Source organism: Streptococcus chosunensis, assembly GCF_003626515.1.
In the GTDB taxonomy this organism is placed as follows: Bacteria; Bacillota; Bacilli; order Lactobacillales; family Streptococcaceae; genus Streptococcus; species Streptococcus chosunensis.
Map to the genome: position 1 here is coordinate 489,421 of NZ_RBCK01000001.1, position 20,627 is coordinate 510,047.

Annotated in this window: 17 protein-coding genes; 16 read left to right on the top strand and 1 reads right to left on the bottom strand. The window is 38.9% G+C overall.

Going from position 1 to position 20,627, the window contains the following annotated elements:
• Nucleotides 1-92 precede the first annotated feature (92 nt).
• From ligA to D7D54_RS02420, 8 genes are all read left to right on the top strand, one after another.
• Nucleotides 93-2,051 (top strand): NAD-dependent DNA ligase LigA, encoded by a 1,959-nt coding sequence (gene ligA, locus D7D54_RS02385; RefSeq protein WP_120718746.1) that lies wholly within the window; start codon nucleotides 93-95, stop codon nucleotides 2,049-2,051.
• Nucleotides 2,052-2,168: 117 nt separating this feature from the next.
• Nucleotides 2,169-4,448: a type I pullulanase gene (pulA, locus tag D7D54_RS02390; RefSeq protein ID WP_120718747.1), complete on the top strand. Its 2,280-nt coding sequence runs from the start codon at nucleotides 2,169-2,171 to the stop codon at nucleotides 4,446-4,448.
• Nucleotides 4,449-4,760: 312 nt separating this feature from the next.
• Complete coding sequence (gene glgB, locus D7D54_RS02395; RefSeq protein ID WP_120718748.1) at nucleotides 4,761-6,689, top strand: 1,4-alpha-glucan branching protein GlgB; 1,929 nt, start codon at nucleotides 4,761-4,763, stop codon at nucleotides 6,687-6,689.
• Nucleotides 6,679-7,821 carry a glucose-1-phosphate adenylyltransferase gene (locus D7D54_RS02400; RefSeq protein ID WP_120718749.1) on the top strand — a complete coding sequence of 381 codons (1,143 nt, stop codon included), beginning with the start codon at nucleotides 6,679-6,681 and terminating at the stop codon, nucleotides 7,819-7,821. The genes glgB and D7D54_RS02400 overlap by 11 nt, the downstream gene beginning before the upstream one ends.
• A complete protein-coding gene (glgD, locus tag D7D54_RS02405; protein WP_120718750.1) occupies nucleotides 7,811-8,950 on the top strand; it encodes a glucose-1-phosphate adenylyltransferase subunit GlgD in 1,140 nt (379 codons plus the stop codon). The genes D7D54_RS02400 and glgD overlap by 11 nt, the downstream gene beginning before the upstream one ends.
• Complete coding sequence (glgA, locus tag D7D54_RS02410) at nucleotides 8,947-10,380, top strand: glycogen synthase GlgA (RefSeq protein WP_020901395.1); 1,434 nt, start codon at nucleotides 8,947-8,949, stop codon at nucleotides 10,378-10,380. Before glgD ends, glgA begins: the two co-directional genes overlap by 4 nt.
• A gap of 58 nt (nucleotides 10,381-10,438) precedes the next feature.
• Nucleotides 10,439-11,083: a phosphoserine phosphatase SerB gene (gene serB / locus D7D54_RS02415; RefSeq protein ID WP_120718751.1), complete on the top strand. Its 645-nt coding sequence runs from the start codon at nucleotides 10,439-10,441 to the stop codon at nucleotides 11,081-11,083.
• An 8-nt stretch (nucleotides 11,084-11,091) separates the two neighbouring features.
• Nucleotides 11,092-12,207 (top strand): glycerate kinase, encoded by a 1,116-nt coding sequence (locus D7D54_RS02420; protein ID WP_120718752.1) that lies wholly within the window; start codon nucleotides 11,092-11,094, stop codon nucleotides 12,205-12,207.
• Here the strand turns inward: D7D54_RS02420 and D7D54_RS02425 are convergent.
• Nucleotides 12,204-12,650 (bottom strand): DUF1694 domain-containing protein, encoded by a 447-nt coding sequence (locus D7D54_RS02425; RefSeq protein WP_120718753.1) that lies wholly within the window; start codon nucleotides 12,648-12,650, stop codon nucleotides 12,204-12,206. The two genes, D7D54_RS02420 and D7D54_RS02425, sit on opposite strands and share 4 nt — an antisense overlap.
• A 163-nt stretch (nucleotides 12,651-12,813) precedes the next feature.
• Between D7D54_RS02425 and eno the strand changes: the two genes are divergently transcribed.
• The 8 genes from eno (at nucleotide 12,814) to D7D54_RS02465 (ending at nucleotide 20,622) form a co-directional block, all read left to right on the top strand.
• Nucleotides 12,814-14,118, top strand: a complete 1,305-nt coding sequence (gene eno, locus D7D54_RS02430; RefSeq protein WP_000022824.1) for a surface-displayed alpha-enolase — start codon at nucleotides 12,814-12,816, stop codon at nucleotides 14,116-14,118.
• Between the two features lie 176 nt (nucleotides 14,119-14,294).
• Entirely contained in the window at nucleotides 14,295-14,789 is a 495-nt protein-coding gene (locus D7D54_RS02435; protein ID WP_020901392.1) for a YkgJ family cysteine cluster protein, read from the top strand.
• An 82-nt stretch (nucleotides 14,790-14,871) separates the two neighbouring features.
• Nucleotides 14,872-15,414, top strand: a complete 543-nt coding sequence (locus tag D7D54_RS02440) for a ClbS/DfsB family four-helix bundle protein (protein WP_020901391.1) — start codon at nucleotides 14,872-14,874, stop codon at nucleotides 15,412-15,414.
• A 737-nt stretch (nucleotides 15,415-16,151) separates the two neighbouring features.
• Nucleotides 16,152-17,237, top strand: coding sequence for a hypothetical protein (locus tag D7D54_RS02445; RefSeq protein WP_084863433.1), 1,086 nt, complete (start codon nucleotides 16,152-16,154; stop codon nucleotides 17,235-17,237).
• Nucleotides 17,234-18,397 carry an AAA family ATPase gene (locus tag D7D54_RS02450; RefSeq protein ID WP_020901387.1) on the top strand — a complete coding sequence of 388 codons (1,164 nt, stop codon included), beginning with the start codon at nucleotides 17,234-17,236 and terminating at the stop codon, nucleotides 18,395-18,397. The genes D7D54_RS02445 and D7D54_RS02450 overlap by 4 nt, the downstream gene beginning before the upstream one ends.
• 168 nt (nucleotides 18,398-18,565) lie before the next feature.
• Entirely contained in the window at nucleotides 18,566-19,180 is a 615-nt protein-coding gene (locus D7D54_RS02455) for a hypothetical protein (protein ID WP_020901386.1), read from the top strand.
• A gap of 34 nt (nucleotides 19,181-19,214) precedes the next feature.
• A complete protein-coding gene (gene pynA / locus D7D54_RS02460; protein WP_120718754.1) occupies nucleotides 19,215-19,907 on the top strand; it encodes a pyrimidine 5'-nucleotidase PynA in 693 nt (230 codons plus the stop codon).
• A 61-nt stretch (nucleotides 19,908-19,968) separates the two neighbouring features.
• Nucleotides 19,969-20,622 carry a uracil-DNA glycosylase gene (locus D7D54_RS02465; protein WP_120718755.1) on the top strand — a complete coding sequence of 218 codons (654 nt, stop codon included), beginning with the start codon at nucleotides 19,969-19,971 and terminating at the stop codon, nucleotides 20,620-20,622.
• Nucleotides 20,623-20,627: the final 5 nt, after the last annotated feature.

The window sequence follows — 20,627 nt, forward strand, 5'->3', positions numbered from 1 at the left end:
TCTGTTTGCGTTTTAAAAATAATTCCAATCTAAGTGTTTTTTTCCGCCCTTCTCGTTTGTGAGGAGGGCTTAGTTTATGGTAAAATGGTTTTATGAATAAAAGAATGAATGAGTTAGTCGCCTTGCTCAATCGCTATGCGTCTGAGTACTATACTAGCGATAATCCCTCGGTTTCAGACAGTGAGTATGATCGCCTTTACCGAGAGTTGGTTGAGTTAGAAACTGCCTATCCAGATCAAGTGCTAGCAGACAGTCCGACCCATCGTGTTGGTGGTAAGGTTTTAGATGGTTTTGAAAAATACAGTCATCAGTATCCTCTTTACAGCTTGCAGGATGCTTTTTCACGTGAGGAGCTTGAAGCTTTTGATGCGCGTGTTCGTAAGGAAGTGCCTCATCCAACCTATATTTGTGAGCTGAAAATAGATGGCTTGTCTATCTCGCTGACTTATGAAAAGGGGATTTTAGTTGCTGGGGCAACGCGTGGAGATGGTTCTGTTGGGGAGAATATCACGGAAAACCTCAAGCGTGTTAAGGACATTCCTTTGACCTTGCCAGAAGAACTAGATATCACAGTTCGTGGGGAGTGTTACATGCCACGTGCTTCTTTTGACCAGGTCAACCAAGCTCGCCAAGAAAATGGAGAGCCTGAATTTGCTAATCCTCGTAATGCGGCGGCAGGAACCCTGCGACAGTTGGATACAGCAGTAGTTGCCAAGCGTAATCTTGCTACCTTCCTCTATCAAGAAGCCAGTCCTTCAACTCGTGACAGTCAAGAAAAAGTTTTGAAGCACCTAGAACAACTTGGTTTTGTAGTCAATCCCAAGAGAATTCTAGCTGAAAGCATGGATGAGATATGGGATTTCATCCAAGAAGTAGGACAAGAACGGGAACATTTGCCTTACGATATTGATGGAGTGGTTATTAAAGTCAATGACTTAGTAGGTCAAGAAGAACTCGGTTTTACAGTTAAAGCGCCTAAGTGGGCAGTGGCCTACAAGTTCCCAGCTGAAGAAAAAGAAGCACAACTCCTATCAGTTGATTGGACAGTTGGTCGTACGGGCGTTGTGACTCCAACTGCCAATCTGACTCCCGTTCAGCTTGCTGGGACAACTGTTAGCCGTGCGACCCTGCACAATGTGGATTATATTGCTGAAAAAGATATCCGCAAAGACGACACGGTCATCGTCTATAAGGCCGGGGACATCATCCCTGCCGTTTTACGTGTGGTAGAGTCCAAACGGATTTCTGAAGAAAAACTAGATATCCCTACAAAATGCCCAAGTTGTGACTCTGACTTGTTGCACTTTGAAGATGAAGTGGCTCTCCGTTGTATCAATCCGCGTTGCCCTGCTCAAATCATGGAAGGCTTGATTCATTTTGCTTCTCGTGATGCTATGAATATTACAGGTCTTGGTCCATCTATTGTTGAGAAACTATTTGCTGCCAATTTAGTCAAGGATGTGGCGGATATTTATCGTTTGAAAGAAGAGGATTTCCTCCTTTTAGAGGGGGTTAAGGAAAAGTCTGCTTCTAAACTGTATCAAGCCATTCAAGCATCTAAGGAAAATTCAGCTGAGAAACTCTTGTTTGGTTTGGGAATTCGCCATGTCGGAAGCAAGGCCAGTCAGCTGTTGCTTCAACATTTCCATTCGATTGAAAATCTGGCTCAGGCAGATCCAGAGGAAGTGGCTAGTATTGAAAGTCTAGGTAGCGTGATTGCCAAAAGTCTTCAGACTTACTTTGCTACAGAAGGCTCTGAAATTCTCCTCAGAGAATTAAAAGAAGCTGGAGTCAATCTGGATTATAAAGGACAGACTGTAGTAGCGGATGCAGCCTTGTCAGGTTTGACAGTTGTATTGACCGGAAAATTGGAGAGACTCAAGCGCTCAGAAGCTAAAATTAAACTCGAAAGTCTGGGTGCCAAAGTGACAGGCAGTGTTTCTAAAAAGACAGACCTCGTCGTTGCAGGAGCAGATGCAGGAAGTAAACTGCAAAAAGCACAAGAACTTGGTATCGAAGTTCGAGATGAAGCATGGCTAGAAAGTCTGTAATGATCTTTTAAAAACAGAGTTTAGACAGTATGACAATGCTTGTTAATCAGGACAAAATCGGTAAAGAATTTATTAGTGAAATAGAAAGAAAATAGAAGTAAAAAGGAAAAATAAACAATGTATAACTATCCTATGCGCATTCATTACCATCGCAAGAATGGAGAATACGACACCTGCTCTTTTGTAAAAAGTCAAGACCAGCAAATTGATTTGCTAACCTATAAAGAAGATTATTTTGGAGCTTCATTTAGTTTTGAACATCCAAGCGCTCATCCCCTAGAAAGCTTGAATTTTGTAGTTCATACAGGCCAAACCAGTAAAGAATATGCTATCCGTTTTAATCACTATCCTCTTTTAACAGAAGTCTGGATTTTGGAAGGGGATGACAGAATTTATTACTCTGAGAATCCTGCTATTGCTAGTCCTTTCTATAAAAATCAAAATCCTTTTGCCTTTGATAAGGCCATTAACAGTGCTAGTTTTGATCATCATTGGGGTTACCAAGGGGAATTGGGGTGCCGTGTAGAGGATAATCAAGCTCATTTTGCTCTTTGGGCTCCAACAGCGACAGAAGTGCAGATAGTCGTTTATGAATCAGCTGCTAATGACGCACCTGTTTGGAAAACTTTTGATATGGAAAGAGGCAATAGCTACTCTTATAATCATAAAGACAATACAATCGGTGTCTGGAGTTTGGATGTTGAGGAAGATTTGACTGGTAAGGCTTATCAGTATCAAGTCCAATTCCCTCATCACCAAACACTGACACGCGACCCATACACAATTGCGACCAGTCCTGATGGCAAACGTTCAGCTATCCTGAGTTATGTAGAAAAGCAAGTTGCAAACTTCGAGGTCAAGCATGGTTCTGAGGCTACTTGGCGCTTGGCAAATCCATGTAAGGCAGTTATTTGTGAAATGCACATTCGTGATTTGACCAAATCACCGACCTCAGGTGTAGATGAACATCTTAGAGGAACTTTCTTGGGTGCTGCCCAGACTGGAACGGTTAACCAGTACGGTCAGTCAACTGCTTTTGATTACATCAAGAAGCTGGGCTACAATTATGTTCAGTTGCAACCAATTGCAGACCGTCACAAAGAATACGATGAGGATGGGAATGTAACCTACAACTGGGGTTATGACCCACAAAACTACAATGCACCAGAAACGAGCCTTTCAACGAATCCAGAGGATCCAGCACAGGTCATTCGTGATTTGAAGACCATGGTTCAAGCCTATCATGATGCGGGTATTGGTGTCATTATGGATGTGGTTTATAACCATACCTTCTCAGTTGTTGATGCACCTTTCCAAACAACTGTCCCTGATTACTATTATCGTATGAATCCAGACGGTACCTTTCAGAATGGAACGGGTGTTGGAAATGAAACGGCCAGTGAACACGAAATGTTCCGCAAGTATATGATTGATTCTCTCCTATACTGGGTGCAAGAATACAACATTGACGGCTTCCGTTTTGATTTGATGGGGATTCATGATGTCAAGACAATGCAGATGATTCGTCAGAGTTTGGATGAAATCGACCCTAACATTATCCTCTATGGAGAAGGTTGGGATATGGGAACAGGTCTTGCTCCTTATGATAAGGCCAAGAAAGACAATGCCTACCAGATGCCAAACATCGGTTTCTTTAATGACAATCAACGCGATGCTGTCAAAGGTGGAGAAGTTTACGGTGCTATTAAATCAGGTTTTGTCAGTGGTGCTGCGACAGAGCCAATTCTAGCTAAAGCGATCCTAGGTAGTCGTGAATTAGGAACCTATACACATCCAAATCAGGTGCTTAACTATGTAGAGGCCCATGATAATTACAATCTTCACGATTTGTTGGCAACCCTTCATCCAGACCAAAGTTCAGAACAAATCATGCGCAAGGTTGAGACAGCCACAGCTATGAACCTACTCATGCAAGGGATGGCCTTTATGGAAATCGGTCAAGAATTTGGTCGTACTAAACTAGTTGCGACTGGTGAAAATGGCGAGTTAACCCATGACGATAGAGAGCGTGCTATGAATAGTTATAATGCACCTGACAGTGTGAATCAAGTCAACTGGGACTTAATTAATGAGCGTCAAGACAGTATTGAGTTTATTCGTCAAATTATCAGATTGAAGACAGAAACCGGTGCATTTTCTTACCCTACTTATGATGAAATTTACCATCATGTTTTTGTTCATTCAGCCCACGAACATAGCGGTTGGATTGTCTATGAGATTCACGGGGAAGATCACTTATTGGTAGTCTTTAATGCTAAAGGGGAACCCTTCCAGTTTGAAAATCCTGGGAATCTAGAACTATTGGTGACCAATAGCCATTTAAGTGATAAAGACAGGGTTGGTGGCGTTAGTGCTAGCGTATTTAAAGTTTTGTAGAATAGAGTTACAATTTAAATTTATTTGTGGTGCTTTATCTGTTAATAAAATCAGGAGATTCGTTTCCTGATTTATTTTTTTACTTTAAATTATATTTTTGTTAGCTAAATAACGAACTTTATGATAGTATTATAAAAAACAATTCGTTTTCAAAGCGTTTCTGAAAATTTCTTGATTTACAAGTGAACATATCAGTGAATTTGTTGAAGACTTTCAAAAAATTTTTTTGCAAATTCCGTAATTTACTTGAATCTTCCCTAAAAAGGTAGTATAATAAATCTATAGAAAACGCTTACAGAATTAGGAGGGTGTATGGATAATAAAAAAGCTTTAGAAACCTTTATGACAGGTGAAAATTTTCACCTCCAGCACTATCTGGGAGCTCATAGGGAAGAAAAAAATGGTGAGTATGGCTACACTTTTCGTGTGTGGGCACCCAATGCTCAAGCTGTACACTTGGTAGGGGATTTCACCAATTGGGTTGAAAATCAAATTCAAATGGAACGGAATGAATTTGGTGTTTGGGAAGTCTTTACCAGTCTTGCTCAAGAAGGCCAAATTTATAAGTACCATATCACGCGTGCAAATGGTCATCAGCTGATGAAGATTGACCCTTTGGCTGTTCGATATGAGGCACGACCTGGTACTGGGGCTATTTTAACAGATATTCCAGAAAAGAAATGGAAGGATGGACTTTGGTTAGCTCGTAGAAAACGATTGAGCTTTGAAGAGCGTCCTGTCAATATTTACGAGGCTCATGCGGGCTCTTGGAAGAGAAATCCTGATGGCAGCCCCTATAGTTTTTCTCAATTGAAAGATGAACTCATTCCTTACTTGGTTGAGATGAATTATACTCACATTGAGTTTATGCCCCTGATGTCTCACCCGCTTAGTTTGAGTTGGGGCTATCAGCTTATGGGTTACTTTGCTCTAGAGCATGCCTATGGTCGTCCTGAAGAGTTTCAAGATTTTGTTGAGGAATGTCACTTAAACAATATTGGGGTTATTGTAGACTGGGTACCTGGTCACTTTACTATCAATGATGATGCCTTGGCCTATTATGATGGAACACCGACTTTTGAATACCAAGACCATAATAAGGCTCATAACTACGGTTGGGGAGCACTCAATTTTGACCTTGGAAAGAATGAAGTTCAGTCCTTTTTGATTTCTAGTATCAAGTTTTGGATTGACTTTTATCATCTAGATGGTATTCGCGTGGATGCGGTTAGCAACATGCTCTATCTTGACTACGATGATGCTCCATGGACACCTAATAAAGATGGTGGTAATCTCAACTATGAAGGTTATTATTTCCTTCAACGCTTGAATGATGTGATTAAACTAGTTCATCCAGACGTTATGATGATAGCTGAGGAAAGTTCATCAGCTACTCAGATTACTGACACTAAGGATTCAGATGGTCTAGGATTTGACTACAAATGGAATATGGGTTGGATGAATGACATCCTCCGTTTCTATGAAGAAGATCCGATTTATCGTAAATATGACTTTAACCTGGTGACTTTCAGCTTTATGTATGTCTTCAAAGAGAATTATCTCCTACCATTCTCACACGATGAAGTGGTTCATGGCAAGAAGAGTATGATGCACAAGATGTGGGGAGATCGTTACAATCAATTCGCAGGCTTGCGCAATCTATACACTTACCAAATTTGTCACCCAGGTAAAAAATTGCTCTTCATGGGTAGTGAATATGGGCAATTCCTAGAATGGAAATCTGAAGAACAGTTGGAATGGTCAAACCTAGAAGATCCAATGAATGCTAAGATGAAGTATTTCACTTCTCAGCTAAACCAGTTTTACAAAGACCACCGATGTCTGTGGGAAATTGATACCAGCTATGATGGTATTGAAATCATCGATGCGGATAATCGAGACCAGAGTGTTCTTTCCTTCATCCGTAAGGGTAAGAAGGATGATATGTTAGTCTGTATCTTTAATATGGCACCTGTTGAACGAAAAGATTTTACAATCGGACTTCCTGTTGCAGGGATTTACGAAGAAGTCTGGAATACTGAGTTGGAAGAGTGGGGAGGCGTTTGGAAAGAACATAATCAAACTGTGCAAACGCAAGAAGGACTCTGGAAAGATTATGAGCAGACCTTGACCTTTACCCTACCGGCTATGGGAGCAAGTGTTTGGAAAATCAAACGCCGCTTGAAACCTACTAAAACCGTAACAACTAAAAACCAAAAAGGAGTAGAAAATGAAGAATGAAATGTTAGCTTTGATTCTTGCTGGTGGGCAAGGAACTCGTCTCGGTAAACTCACTCAAAGCATCGCAAAACCAGCTGTGCAATTTGGTGGGCGCTACCGTATCATTGACTTTGCTCTTTCAAACTGTGCCAACTCAGGCATCAACAATGTTGGAGTCATTACACAGTACCAACCACTTGCTCTCAACAATCATATCGGGAATGGTTCAAGCTGGGGACTAGATGGTATCAATTCTGGTGTCTCTATTCTTCAACCTTATTCTGCAAGTGAAGGAAATCGTTGGTTTGAGGGGACTAGCCACGCTATTTACCAAAATATTGATTATATCGACAGTGTCAACCCTGAGTATGTCTTAATTCTCTCTGGGGACCACATCTATAAAATGGACTATGATGATATGCTCCAGTCTCACAAGGATAATAATGCTAGTTTGACAGTCGCAGTTCTTGATGTTCCTCTGAAAGAGGCTAGCCGTTTTGGTATCATGAACACAGATGCCAATAACCGCATTGTTGAATTTGAAGAAAAACCAGCTCAACCTAAATCGACCAAAGCTTCTATGGGGATCTATATCTTTGATTGGCAACGTCTCCGCAATATGCTTGTTGCTGCTGAAAAGAGCAATGTCGATATGTCAGACTTCGGTAAAAATGTTATTCCAAACTACCTTGATTCAGGTGAAAGTGTCTATGCCTATGAATTTAATGGTTACTGGAAAGACGTTGGTACAATTGAGTCTCTTTGGGAAGCGAACATGGAGTACATTTCACCAGAAAATGCCTTGGATAGCCGTAACCGTCAATGGAAGATTTACTCAAGAAACTTGATTTCACCACCAAACTTCCTTGGGGCAAATGCTCATGTGGAAGATTCCTTGGTTGTCGATGGCTGTTTCGTAGATGGAACTGTTAAACATTCTATCCTTTCAACAGGCGCGCAAGTTCGAAAAGGGGCAGAAGTTGTTGATTCAGTTATCATGAGTGGAGCCATTATTGGACACGGAGCTAAAATCAAACGTGCCATTATTGGTGAAGGTGCAGTTATTTCTGACGGTGTTGAAATCGATGGAACAGATGAAGTACAAGTTGTAGGATATGATGAAGTAGTGGGGGTAGCAACAGATGAAGATTGATAAATATTCTGCCATTTTAGGAAACACAGTTGGTTTTCATGATATGTCAACACTGACAGACCACCGTCCAGTAGCTAGTTTGCCATTTGGTGGTAAATATCGCTTGATTGACTTCCCGCTTTCAAGTCTTGCTAATGCTGGTGTCCGTAGTATTTTTGGTATTTTCCAACAAGATAATATTAGTTCAGTCTTTGACCATATCCGTTCTGGACGTGAGTGGGGCTTGTCAACTCTTCTTAGCCACTACTATCTAGGGATTTATAACACTCGTGTGGAAAGTAGTACAGTTGGAAAAGAATATTACCAGCAGCTTCTTACTTATTTGAAACGTTCTGGCTCAAACCAAACAGTTTCTCTAAACTGTGATGTTTTGATTAATATTGATCTGAACCAAGTATTCCACCTACACAGTGCAACAAAGGGGCCTATCACTGTAGTTTATAAAAAACTAGCTAAGAAAGATATTTCAGAAGTAAATGCAATCTTGGAAGTGGATGAATCAGACCATGTCCGTTCTCACAAACTCTTTGATAGCAAGTCAACAGATGAAGTTTACAATATGTCTACAGATATCTTTGTCGTTGATACACCTTGGTTGATTGAACGCTTGGAAGAAGAAGCTAAGAAAGAACATCCAGAGAAATTGCGTTATGTTTTACGAGATTTGGCTGCAAAAGAAGGGGCTTTTGCCTACGAATACACAGGTTATTTGGCAAATATTCATTCTGTAGAGTCTTATTACCAAGCTAATAAAGATATGCTTGAATCTCAAAAATTCTACTCTCTATTTACTCCAAACCAAAAGATTTACACAAAGGTAAAAAACGAAGAGCCAACTTATTATGCTAATACATCTAAAGTAAGCACTTCTCAGTTTGCTTCTGGTAGTATCGTTGAAGGTCAAGTGGCTAATTCTGTTTTATCACGTAATATTCATGTCCATAAGGATAGCTTGGTTAAAGATAGCATCTTATTCCCTCGTGTTGTTATTGGAGAAGGTGCTCAGGTAGAATATGCTATCTTGGACAAGGGTGTTGAAGTTGCGGATGGCGTTGTGATCCGTGGAACTGCAGAACACCCAGTCGTCGTTAAGAAAGGTGCTAAAGTAACAGAGGATATTCATTCATGAAAATTTTATTTGTAGCAGCTGAGGGGGCACCCTTTTCAAAAACAGGTGGTTTGGGAGACGTCATTGGGGCTCTTCCTAAATCACTGGTAAAAGCGGGACATGAAGTTGCAGTAATTTTACCCTACTATGACATGGTAGAGGCTAAATTTGGAAATCAGATTGAAAATGTTCTTCATTTTGAGGTGAGTGTTGGTTGGCGCAGACAGTATTGTGGAATTAAGAAAACCGTTTTAAACGGTGTAACCTTCTACTTTATTGACAACCAATATTATTTCTTCCGTGGTCATGTTTACGGTGATTTTGACGACGGAGAACGCTTTGCCTTTTTCCAACTGGCTGCCATTGAGGCTATGGAAAGGATTGACTTTATTCCTGAACTTCTCCATGTTCATGACTACCATACAGCTATGATTCCTTTCTTGTTGAAGGAAAAATACCGTTGGATTCAAGCCTATGAGGGCATTAAAACAGTTTTAACCATTCATAATTTAGAATTCCAGGGACAATTTTCAGAAGGAATGTTATGGGATTTGTTTGGAGTCGGCTTTGAACGTTACGCTGATGGCACCCTTCGCTGGAACAACTGTCTGAATTGGATGAAGGCAGGTATTCTCTATGCGGACCGTGTTTCAACCGTTTCACCTAGTTATGCTCATGAAATTATGACCAGTCAGTTCGGATGTAACTTGGATCAGATTCTTCGAATGGAGTCTGGCAAGGTGTCTGGTATCGTGAATGGGATTGATGCTGACCTTTATAATCCTCAGACGGATGCTCTTTTAGATTATCATTTTAATCAGGACGATTTGTCTGGTAAAGCCCAAAACAAGGCAAAATTGCAAGAAAGAGTTGGCTTGCCAGTTAGAGCTGACGTTCCTCTGGTGGGAATTGTTTCTCGTTTGACACGTCAAAAAGGTTTTGATGTGGTGGTGGAAAGTCTTCACCATATCTTGCAAAATGATGTTCAGATTGTTCTTTTGGGAACTGGAGATCCAGCCTTTGAAGGAGCTTTCTCGTGGTTTGCTCAGATTTACCCAGACAAGCTATCAGCAAATATCACTTTTGATGTCAAACTAGCTCAAGAAATCTACGCTGCATGTGACCTCTTCCTCATGCCAAGTCGTTTTGAACCGTGTGGCTTGTCTCAAATGATGGCTATGCGTTACGGAACCTTGCCATTGGTTCATGAGGTTGGTGGTTTACGAGATACCGTTCGCGCTTTCAATCCAATCGAAGGAAACGGTACTGGATTTAGCTTTGACAATCTTTCACCTTACTGGTTGAATTGGACTTTCCAAACAGCATTAGACTTGTATAGAAATCATCCTGACGTTTGGAGAAACTTACAAAAACAAGCCATGGAGTGTGATTTCTCATGGGATACAGCCTGCAAGTCATACCTTGACTTGTACCATAGTTTAGTTAATTAATAGATAAAATCGTATGATGGCTTCATACGATTTTTGGGCTGTTTAGAGAGGAGAACTGATGTCTCAAGTAAAAGGCTTGTGTGTTATGGATGTTGATGGAACCTTAATTCTAGAAGAAGTGATTGATCTTTTGGGAAGAGAGGTAGGTCGTGAGGAGGAAATATCTCAGATTACAAGTTGGGCAATGCGAGGAGAGTTGAACTTTGAAAGAAGTTTACGAGACAGAGTTTCCTTGTTGGAAGGCCTTCCTGTTTCTGTATTTGATAAAGTCTTCAAGTCTATTCAACTAACGCCAAATGCACAGAAATTTATCTCTATTCTCCAAAAGAATGGCATCCTAGTTGGTCTGGTGTCTGGTGGATTTACACCAATAGTTGAGAGATTAGCAAAATCTCTTGGAATTGCCTATTTCTCTGCCAACCAACTGGAAGTCAAAGGTGGCTTTCTAACAGGGAAATTAGTTGGACAAATTATCAGTCCCCAGGTCAAAAAAGAGACTCTGGAAAAATGGAGAGAGAAACTAAAACTTCCTAAAGAAAGAACGATTGCAATCGGTGACGGGGCCAATGATCTATTAATGTTGAAGTCAGCAGGACTGGGAATTGCTTTTTGTGCCAAAGAAGTGCTCAAAAAAGAAATACCACATCATGTTGACAAGAGGGATTTTTTAGAAGTACTTCCTTTGATTGACTGGTTAGAATGAGGTAAAATATGAAGATTGTAATTGCACCAGATTCATTTAAGGAAAGCTTGACCGCTGAAGGGGTAGCTGAAGCAATAAAAAGAGGATTCCAACAATCGATAGCGGATGTAGAATGTCTTCTCTGCCCTATTGGTGATGGTGGCGAAGGTACTGTAGATGCTATTCGACATTCTCTTGACCTTGAAGAAAAATGGATCCAAGTGACAGGACCTTTTGGACAAAAAGAAGCAATGCGCTATTTTCAAAAAAGTCAACTGGCACTATTTGAAGTTGCCGACTTGGTTGGCCTTGGAAAAATTCCGCTAGAGAAACGAAATCCACTGCAAATCCAAACTTGTGGTATTGGAGAGTTGATTCGCCACCTCATTGTTAAAGGGATTAAAGATATCTATATCGGTGTTGGTGGTACGGCCAGTAATGATGGCGGTATTGGTATTGCTGCTGGTTTAGGTTATCAATTTTATGATAGGGATGGAAATGTCTTACCTGCATGCGGTCAGTCCTTACTAAACTTAGCTTCTGTTTCAACAGAAAATCGCTATGAAATTCCTGAAGATGTGCAAATTCGTATTTTAGCAGATGTCGTGAGTCCCTTATGTGGTCATCAAGGTGCGACTTACACTTTTGGCAAACAAAAAGGTTTACATCCTACTATGTTTGCAGTCGTAGATCAGGCAATCCAAGATTTTTATGAAAAAGTCTCACCTGTAACATTGCAAATTAAAGGAGCAGGAGCTGGTGGAGGCATTGCTGGTGGTTTGTGTACCTTTGCTCAGGCAAGTATCGTATCTGGAATTGACACCTGCCTAGACTTGATTGACTTTGATAAGAAAGTTGCAGATGCTGACTTGGTTATTGTTGGAGAAGGAAGGCTAGATCGTCAAAGCTTTGCTGGGAAAGCGCCTATAGGTGTTGCAAAAAGAACCCCTGTCGGAGTTCCTGTTATTGCTATTTGCGGTAGTCTTGCTGAGGATTTACCTTCCCTATCATTTGAGAATATCCAAGCGGCTTTTTCAATTTTGGAGAAAAGTGAATCTCTAGAAGATAGTTTGAAAAATACCAGTCTCTATTTGGAGCACACGGCTGCCAATATAGGGAGTTTATTAAATATGCGTAAGATTTAGCCAAACCATTTTTTCCATAAGGAGGTTTTGGATGGTTCTTCCTTTTTAACTTCCCAAAGTTTTGCAAAAGCAAGTCGAAGGTTCTTTTCTTCTACTTGAACTGGTGCATTGGTGTGGATAATCAGGCCAAAAGGAGAAGAAATATGCTCTTCAGATACAATGGTAGCTTGACTATCAGTTTCTTTTGCTTCTTTTAAGTAGAAAACTTGTTTGTCAAATTCGATAGTTGGTGAAATCTTCACAAATAGTGGCTCTGCTTTTTCCTGAAGGTTTTCTAAAATAGATAAAAAGCCTTTTTCTAACTGAGGGCTGTTTGCCGTATCAATATCTGCATATCCAAGAACTCTTTCCTCAAAAGTACCAAGATAGCGTCTTTGCTCATCTGGATTTAATTTTGCTCCACCATGAGCTTTTTCAAGTAATTGTTTTGATAAATCTGTCATGAAAACAGTATATCATAAAAGTTAGAATAAAACAGACAAAAGAAAGCGATTACTTTATAAAGTTAAGGAAAATTTGCACAAAGATAACGTTTTTTCTTGAAAAAGGAGGGGTTTTAAGGTATTATAGAGGTGTAAAAAATTTAACTCATAAGGAGAGTAAAAAATGTCAATTATTACTGATGTTTACGCTCGCGAAGTCCTAGACTCACGCGGTAACCCAACACTTGAAGTAGAAGTTTACACTGAATCAGGTGCTTTCGGACGTGGTATGGTTCCATCAGGAGCTTCTACTGGTGAACACGAAGCAGTTGAACTTCGCGACGGTGACAAATCTCGTTACGGTGGTCTTGGTACACAAAAGGCTGTTGACAACGTAAACAACATCATTGCTGAAGCTATCATCGGCTACGATGTACGTGACCAACAAGCTATCGACCGTGCTATGATCGCACTTGACGGTACTCCTAACAAAGGTAAATTGGGTGCCAACGCAATCCTTGGTGTGTCTATCGCTGTAGCTCGCGCTGCTGCTGACTACCTTGAAATCCCACTTTACAGCTACCTTGGTGGATTCAACACTAAAGTTCTTCCAACTCCAATGATGAACATCATCAACGGTGGTTCTCACTCAGATGCTCCAATTGCTTTCCAAGAGTTCATGATCGTACCTGCTGGTGCACCTACATTCAAAGAAGCTCTTCGTTGGGGTGCTGAAATCTTCCACGCTCTTAAGAAAATCCTTAAATCTCGTGGTCTTGAAACAGCCGTAGGTGACGAAGGTGGATTCGCTCCTCGTTTCGAAGGAACTGAAGACGGTGTTGAAACTATCCTTGCTGCTATTGAAGCTGCTGGATATGTTCCAGGTAAAGACGTATTTATCGGATTTGACTGTGCTTCATCAGAATTCTACGATAAAGAACGTAAAGTTTACGACTACACTAAATTTGAAGGTGAAGGAGCTGCTGTACGTACTGCTGCAGAACAAATCGACTACCTTGAAGAATTGGTAAACAAATACCCAATCATCACTATCGAAGATGGTATGGATGAAAATGACTGGGACGGATGGAAAGCTCTTACTGAACGTCTTGGTGGTAAAGTTCAATTGGTTGGTGACGACTTCTTCGTAACAAACACTTCATACCTTGAAAAAGGTATCGCAGAAGGCGCAGCTAACTCAATCCTTATCAAAGTTAACCAAATCGGTACTCTTACTGAAACATTCGACGCTATCGAAATGGCTAAAGAAGCTGGTTACACTGCCGTTGTATCACACCGTTCAGGTGAAACTGAAGATTCAACAATCGCTGACATTGCAGTTGCAACAAACGCTGGACAAATCAAGACTGGTTCACTTTCACGTACAGACCGTATTGCTAAATACAACCAATTGCTTCGTATTGAAGACCAACTTGGTGAAGTAGCTGAATACCGTGGATTGAAATCATTCTACAACCTTAAAAAATAAAATAGTTCAGTGAACTATTTTATCCCGAACCTCGAAATTTAAAAGTTCGGCCGTTGATTTAACAACGTTTCTAGCCCCTCGGATTTTATCCGAAGGGCTATTTTTGTATTTAGGGGGCAAAAAAGGGGCAGTGTTTATGGTATAATAGACAAAAATATTTGAATTAGAAAGAAATTATGTCTAAAGAAATTGATATTGAGTATTACCACCAGCTGGCCTTGCAAAAGCAGAAGGAACACCGTAAAGTCTTAGCCAATTTAAAGAAAAAACCACCAAAAAATCTAGATAAGCTGGCCCAGCAGATTCACGAAGAGGTCTTTGCGGAGATTGATTGTACTGCTTGTGCTAACTGTTGTAAGACCTTGGGGCCTGACTTTAAAGAAGCGGATATTACACGAATCGCTAAGTACTTTAAGATGAAATTACCAGCTTTTGAAGCGGAGTTTCTGCAGGTAGATGAAGATGGTGATAAGGTTTTTAAATCCATGCCTTGTCCCTTTCTAGGAGGAGATAATCTCTGTTCCATCTATGAAGTTCGTCCAAAGGCCTGTCGTGAATTCCCTCATACTGACCGCAAAAAGATCCATCAAATCAACCATTTGACAATTAAGAATACCTTGACTTGTCCAGCGGCCTATCTCTTTGTTGAGAAATTAAAGGATAAGTTATAGAGATTTGTGATTTTAAATCTTGTACAAAGATTACAGGATAAAGAATTCTTATAATAACTCGCAATATGAAGTGAGAACTTCTATGCCTAGACCAAAAACAAAAGAGGAGCTGGTGCTAGCTTCTAAGGAGAATTATGTAAATCTCAAGCTCTTCATCTCTAATCTAAGCGAAGAAGAGTTGCAGACTCCTTTTGATTTTTCAAGAGACCAAAAGAAAAGGGAAGCGCACTGGAAAAGGGATAAGAATCTGAGGGACGTCTTGATTCATCTTTATGAATGGCATCAGTTACTTTTGACTTGGGTACATTCTAATCAAGAAGGTCACGAAAGACCTTTTCTCCCTGAGTCTTATAATTGGAAAACTTATGGACAAATGAATGACGCTTTTTGGAAGAAGCACCAGAAAACTTCTTTAGAAGAAGCGACTAGACTATTAGAGCAATCGCATAAAGAGGTTTTAGAGTTGATAGAAGTTTTTAGCAATGACGAACTCTTTACCAAAGGTGTCTATAAGTGGACAGGAGGGACAAGTCTAGGTTCCTACTTTATCAGTAGCACCTCCAGTCATTATGATTGGGCTCTGAAAAAACTCAAAGCTCATCAGAGAAATTGTAAGAGTAGCTAGTTGAAGTGCTATTGAAATTCACCAAAGGTTTTTCTAAGTTTCGAATAGCTTTTTTTCCTTGTCTTTGAGCAATTCTAACTTTAGAATCCTTCAAAAATTAACATTTAAGGCAATCAATGGCTTAGAAGAGTGCGAAAACATTTATTTTAATGTAATTCTAAGTTTAGAATTGCATTGATATTGAAGCAGAATGAACTATTCGATTCTTAGAATGCCTTAATTCTGAGAAATGTTGATGATAAACTGGTTCGAATGGTTTTTTCTGATTTAGGATGATAGATTGATGGGTGTGATGATGAAAATACAAAAAGAGAAAGTTAGAAAAGAGTTGGTATCCCTCTGTTTGGGGGAGCTTACAGCAGTCCTAGCCTTTTGCTTTTGTTTCTTTCTTTTAAAAAATCGACTTGTTGATTGGAAGAGTGTTGCTGATTTTAAGGAATTTAGCTCAATACAAATATAGAACACATCTCAGGATGTTATATTGATCGAGGTATAAGTATATTTTTTTTTAAAACTGATCTCTGGGCTTGTGGTATAATCGAATTATAAAAAATTATTTCTGCTATTTTTGTAATGATTTATAAATATAAGATTAAGAAAGCTAGAGGTGTTTAGTGGTAAAAAATTTTTTCCTAGGTGTAAATTATCGTAGAATAATTAGCTATACATTGGTTGCATATACAATCATTTGTTGGTTGTTTAAAATTAATATATTACAACCGTATTCTGGACATAAGATGATTATTGCTGTAGTGACAATATTGTCCTTTTACTTTTTAAGAAATAAAAAGAAGGATGAATTTCTATTTGTAACTATATTATATGTACTGCTCCAGCCCGCGTTGGATTATCTAATTACTATAGCCAATATCGACTTAAATGTATTACTAATGGCTAGTGCAATATTGATTTCTGGGAGTTGGCGGATAGACTCTATCAATAAAATTAATACAGCAGCAGATAATTCTCAGTCAAACATAGACTATTTCAACTTAGTATATCTCAATTCGGCTAAGTCTTATGAAATTGCTACCTTAATTGATGATACTGTCAAGACAACTATTCAGAAGGAAAATAGCAGTACAACAAGTCACAAAAACTTTTTTGAAATTGGAACGAGAAATGGTTTGTATTCAGGATATGGAAATAGCAACGAATTAACTACGGAAAGTAAAATTAGTGAAAGTTTCGAAGTTAAAAGCACTAAATCTACGATTTTTAGAAAAGTCTATGAAATGTCCAAAAATTTTCAAGCTGAGAACATAGAGCAAGGAGATTTAATAAAATTTGACAGTGTAACTCTTAATCCCGTAAATGCACAAGATATTCCACTTATATTGCAAGTGTTACAGGCTAGCAAGTTGGACAATCCCAGTACGGAGGGAATTGAGTTAAATATGTCAAACCTACTTTCTACTTTCTTGACTGACTACACGATTGATTATAGTTTCAAACAAGGTAATGAAAAATTCTTGATTCGTTTCCCCTATGGAGAAGTTGAAGGTTTTGAGAATGGGTATAGACATAGTGATTTTCAACTTGGAAAACTTAACTTAGTCGGAATAGATAGAGGTAAGATTAATTTTTCTGAAGTTGATACCATGTCAACAAAATTTTTAGAGTTTATGAGTAAGCAAACCAAGAAAAATAACGTGACGAACAATGTAAAAGATATTATCCCAAAATCCTCATCATCTGAAAAGAGCGATGAATCTGGGTCGGAATTCGAAATAGATTTCAACTATGAAAAGTTAAATGGAACATATCATTTGATAGATGTGATTGCTGTTGTTCAAAAAATCAATGTGGAGAGTGAGTCGTGATTTATTTATATGATGTTACAAGAATAGATGATTTAAAAGAACATTTCTTGGAAAGTAAAAGGATTGATATCACTCGTATTCTATCTTACGATTTCACTAATTTGAGTGAAATAGAAGATATATGCGAGGAGATTGATGCTGTAGATGGATTGGTCATAGATTTATCAGCCTTGATGAATTTAAACGCCTACAATAGTCAGTATATAGGTCGAGTTTTCTTTTCGCTAAGTAGAGTGTCTAACTCCTTTATTTTTTGGCTAAATAAGTTAAAATACGAAAGTGTACTGAAAGAGTTGCCACTTCTATTTGAAGATGAAGAGATAAACAAAAATTTTGCTAATCCAGAAGTTCAAAATTTTAATTCTGACGACGAAACGAAAGATAGTAGTGATACTGAGTTTAGCAATAAAATACAGGAGGTTGCTAGCAACCTAATTGGTCATGATTTATTTAAGGAAGATTTTATACAGAAGTATGAAAACTTTATACTTCTCGAAAGAATAGGAGTCCGGAAGATTTTTTCCGTGTTTCTGATTGGTGAATCTGGAATAGGTAAAACAGAATTTGCTAAGATTTTATCAAAGTCACTCTATCCAGATGAAGAGCTTACCAAAATTAATTTTGGAAATTACTCGACAGAAGGGGTGTTGAATAGTTTAATAGGTTCTCCGCTCGGATACGTTGGAAGCGATGAGGGTGGCGAACTGATTAGAAAAATTAATTCATCCAAATCTAAAATTATTTTGATTGATGAATTTGAAAAGGCGACACCAGCCGTGTTTAATTTTTTTTATGAACTACTAGAAGACGGTAAATTTACAGATAGGCGTGGCATCGCTCATAATCTAAATGGTTATACTATTGTCTTTACTTCCAATATGACTTCTCAGCACTATCTGCAATATATTCCAGCTTCCCTAAGGTCTCGGTTTGATTTACTTAGCGATTTTCAGATTCCTAACTTGGATGAAAAACGCTTATTCATCCAAGAACAAGCAGATAGTCTGGTGGATAAGTTAAATTCTATCAAAAATACTACCTATGAAATTAGCGACGAATTAATGAAAAAAATTCTGAGTTTTTCAGAAGAAAATAATCTTCGTCATATAAAACGCCTTGTTCAAGATGCAATTGCGGAAGATTTCAGAAAAAAATATTGATAAAATTGATATCCTACCTTTCTAGATGAATTAAAATAACAATCACGGTAGAAACCGCAATTGTTTGCGTTTGTTTATAAATTTGCGTTAATTTGTACTGCTGTCTAGGCTGTTAGGGTATAATTAATCTATCAAATTTTTTGAATAACTACTTGGAGTGAGATAGATATGCAAATAAACTACAATAGAAAACAGAAATCAGATATTGTTATTTCTAAACCGTCAGCCAGTGAAGTAGAAAAATACTTGAAAACGTGGAAAAATCTTAAAAATTATAAGTTGCAAGAAGATGCTTTAGATAAATTATTTTTTGAGCTGTTACCAAGTAACGAAGAAATTTCTGACATCTTATTAAAGGTTGCTACGTTGAATGATTTTTATAGTACAAATATTTTTTCAGTTTATCCAGTTGCAGAGCATATTCTGAGTCTTAAAATTGACGAGAGATTGAGACAAGGTGATGTAACTTTAGTCAATGAAATTCAGAATGTCACTATCAATGGAGTAACTAGAAAGTTCTATTCTTTTTCTACCAAATACTGTTCCCATCATAATCCTAAAGAATACCCTATTTATGATAGCTATGTAGAAAAGGTATTGAAATACTTTAGAAAAACAGATAAATTTTCTAAATTTAAGAATGCAGATCTAAAAGATTATCAAAAATTTAAAAATATAATTATTGCTTTTAGAGAATACTACGGATTAGACGAATTTAATCTTAAAGAGATTGATCAGTATTTATGGCAGTTGGGAAAAGAATATTTCCCAAATAAATATTAGCGACTTTTTCTCACTCAGAAAGGAAAACACCAAATTGTCCTACAAATTTCTACTTTTCGATCTCGACCACACCTTGCTTGATTTTGATGCTGCTGAGGATGTGGCTTTGACGCAACTCCTAAAAGAAGAAGGAGTTACAGATCTTCAGGCTTATAAAGACTATTATGTTCCTATGAACAAGGCTCTCTGGAAAGACTTGGAGCAAAAGAAAATTAGTAAACAAGAGCTGGTTAACACGCGCTTTTCTCGTTTATTTTCTAATTTTGGACAGGAAAAAGACGGTAGTTTTCTAGCCCAGCGTTACCAATTTTACCTCGCTCAGCAGGGACAAACTCTTTCGGGTGCTCATGAACTTTTGGACAGTCTCATCGATCGTGATTATGACTTGTATGCTGCGACAAATGGAATAACTGCTATTCAGACAGGGCGTTTGGCTCAATCTGGTCTAGCACCTTATTTCAATCAAGTCTTTATCTCTGAACAATTGCAAACTCAAAAGCCTGATGCTCTCTTTTATGAAAAGATTGGTCAGCAGATTACAGGCTTCAGCAAAGAAAAGGCGCTGATGATTGGAGATTCTCTAACCGCCGATATCCAAGGTGGCAATAATGTTGGTATCGATACTATCTGGTACAACCCTCATCACCTCGAAAATCATACACAAGCCCAGCCAACCTACGAAGTCCATTCTTATCAAGACTTGCTGGATTATTTAGATAAACTGTAAAAAGTGGTTTCCATAGCCACTTTTTGCTATAATAGAGGCAGTAAAAACGAAGGAGTTGGCTATGGAACACTCGTCTTGGCATGCTTTGATTAAGGAGCAATTACCTGAAGGTTATTTCGGGAAAATCAATCAGTTTATGGAGCAGGTCTATGCTCAGGGGACTGTTTATCCACCCAAGGAAAAGGTTTTTCAGGCTCTAGTGACAACACCGCTAGAAGACGTTAAGGTGGTGATTCTAGGGCAAGATCCCTATCACGGGCCAGGTCAAGCGCAGGGTTTGAGTTTTTCTGTACCTGACTCTATCCCAGCTCCGCCATCCTTACAAAATATCTTGAAAGAATTGTCAGATGATCTTGGCGTTAAGAAATCCCATGATTTGACAGCATGGGCTGAGCAAGGAGTCTTGCTTCTTAATGCTTGCTTGACTGTTCCTGCTGGACAGGCCAATGGTCATGCTGGGCAGATTTGGGAGCCTTTTACGGATGCTGTGATTCAGGTTGTCAATAATCTAGACAGGCCAGTAGTTTTTGTACTCTGGGGAGCTTATGCACGCAAGAAGAAGGCCTTGGTTACCAATCCTCACCACTTGATTATCGAATCAGCCCATCCCAGTCCTTTGTCAGTTTATAGAGGATTTTGGGGTTCCAAGCCTTTTTCCAAGGCCAATACATTCTTAAAAGAGACAGGACAAGAGCCAATCAATTGGCTTAGATAAGGAGA

Bases quoted from the DNA above. Each gene is read 5' to 3' on its own strand.
- ligA (WP_120718746.1), top strand. From the start codon at position 93: ATGAATAAAAGAATGAATGAGTTAGTCGCCTTGCTCAATCGCTATGCG.
- pulA (WP_120718747.1), top strand. From the start codon at position 2,169: ATGTATAACTATCCTATGCGCATTCATTACCATCGCAAGAATGGAGAA.
- glgB (WP_120718748.1), top strand. From the start codon at position 4,761: ATGGATAATAAAAAAGCTTTAGAAACCTTTATGACAGGTGAAAATTTT.
- D7D54_RS02400 (WP_120718749.1), top strand. From the start codon at position 6,679: ATGAAGAATGAAATGTTAGCTTTGATTCTTGCTGGTGGGCAAGGAACT.
- glgD (WP_120718750.1), top strand. From the start codon at position 7,811: ATGAAGATTGATAAATATTCTGCCATTTTAGGAAACACAGTTGGTTTT.
- glgA (WP_020901395.1), top strand. From the start codon at position 8,947: ATGAAAATTTTATTTGTAGCAGCTGAGGGGGCACCCTTTTCAAAAACA.
- serB (WP_120718751.1), top strand. From the start codon at position 10,439: ATGTCTCAAGTAAAAGGCTTGTGTGTTATGGATGTTGATGGAACCTTA.
- D7D54_RS02420 (WP_120718752.1), top strand. From the start codon at position 11,092: ATGAAGATTGTAATTGCACCAGATTCATTTAAGGAAAGCTTGACCGCT.
- D7D54_RS02425 (WP_120718753.1), bottom strand. From the start codon at position 12,650: ATGACAGATTTATCAAAACAATTACTTGAAAAAGCTCATGGTGGAGCA.
- eno (WP_000022824.1), top strand. From the start codon at position 12,814: ATGTCAATTATTACTGATGTTTACGCTCGCGAAGTCCTAGACTCACGC.
- D7D54_RS02435 (WP_020901392.1), top strand. From the start codon at position 14,295: ATGTCTAAAGAAATTGATATTGAGTATTACCACCAGCTGGCCTTGCAA.
- D7D54_RS02440 (WP_020901391.1), top strand. From the start codon at position 14,872: ATGCCTAGACCAAAAACAAAAGAGGAGCTGGTGCTAGCTTCTAAGGAG.
- D7D54_RS02445 (WP_084863433.1), top strand. From the start codon at position 16,152: ATGATTATTGCTGTAGTGACAATATTGTCCTTTTACTTTTTAAGAAAT.
- D7D54_RS02455 (WP_020901386.1), top strand. From the start codon at position 18,566: ATGCAAATAAACTACAATAGAAAACAGAAATCAGATATTGTTATTTCT.
- D7D54_RS02465 (WP_120718755.1), top strand. From the start codon at position 19,969: ATGGAACACTCGTCTTGGCATGCTTTGATTAAGGAGCAATTACCTGAA.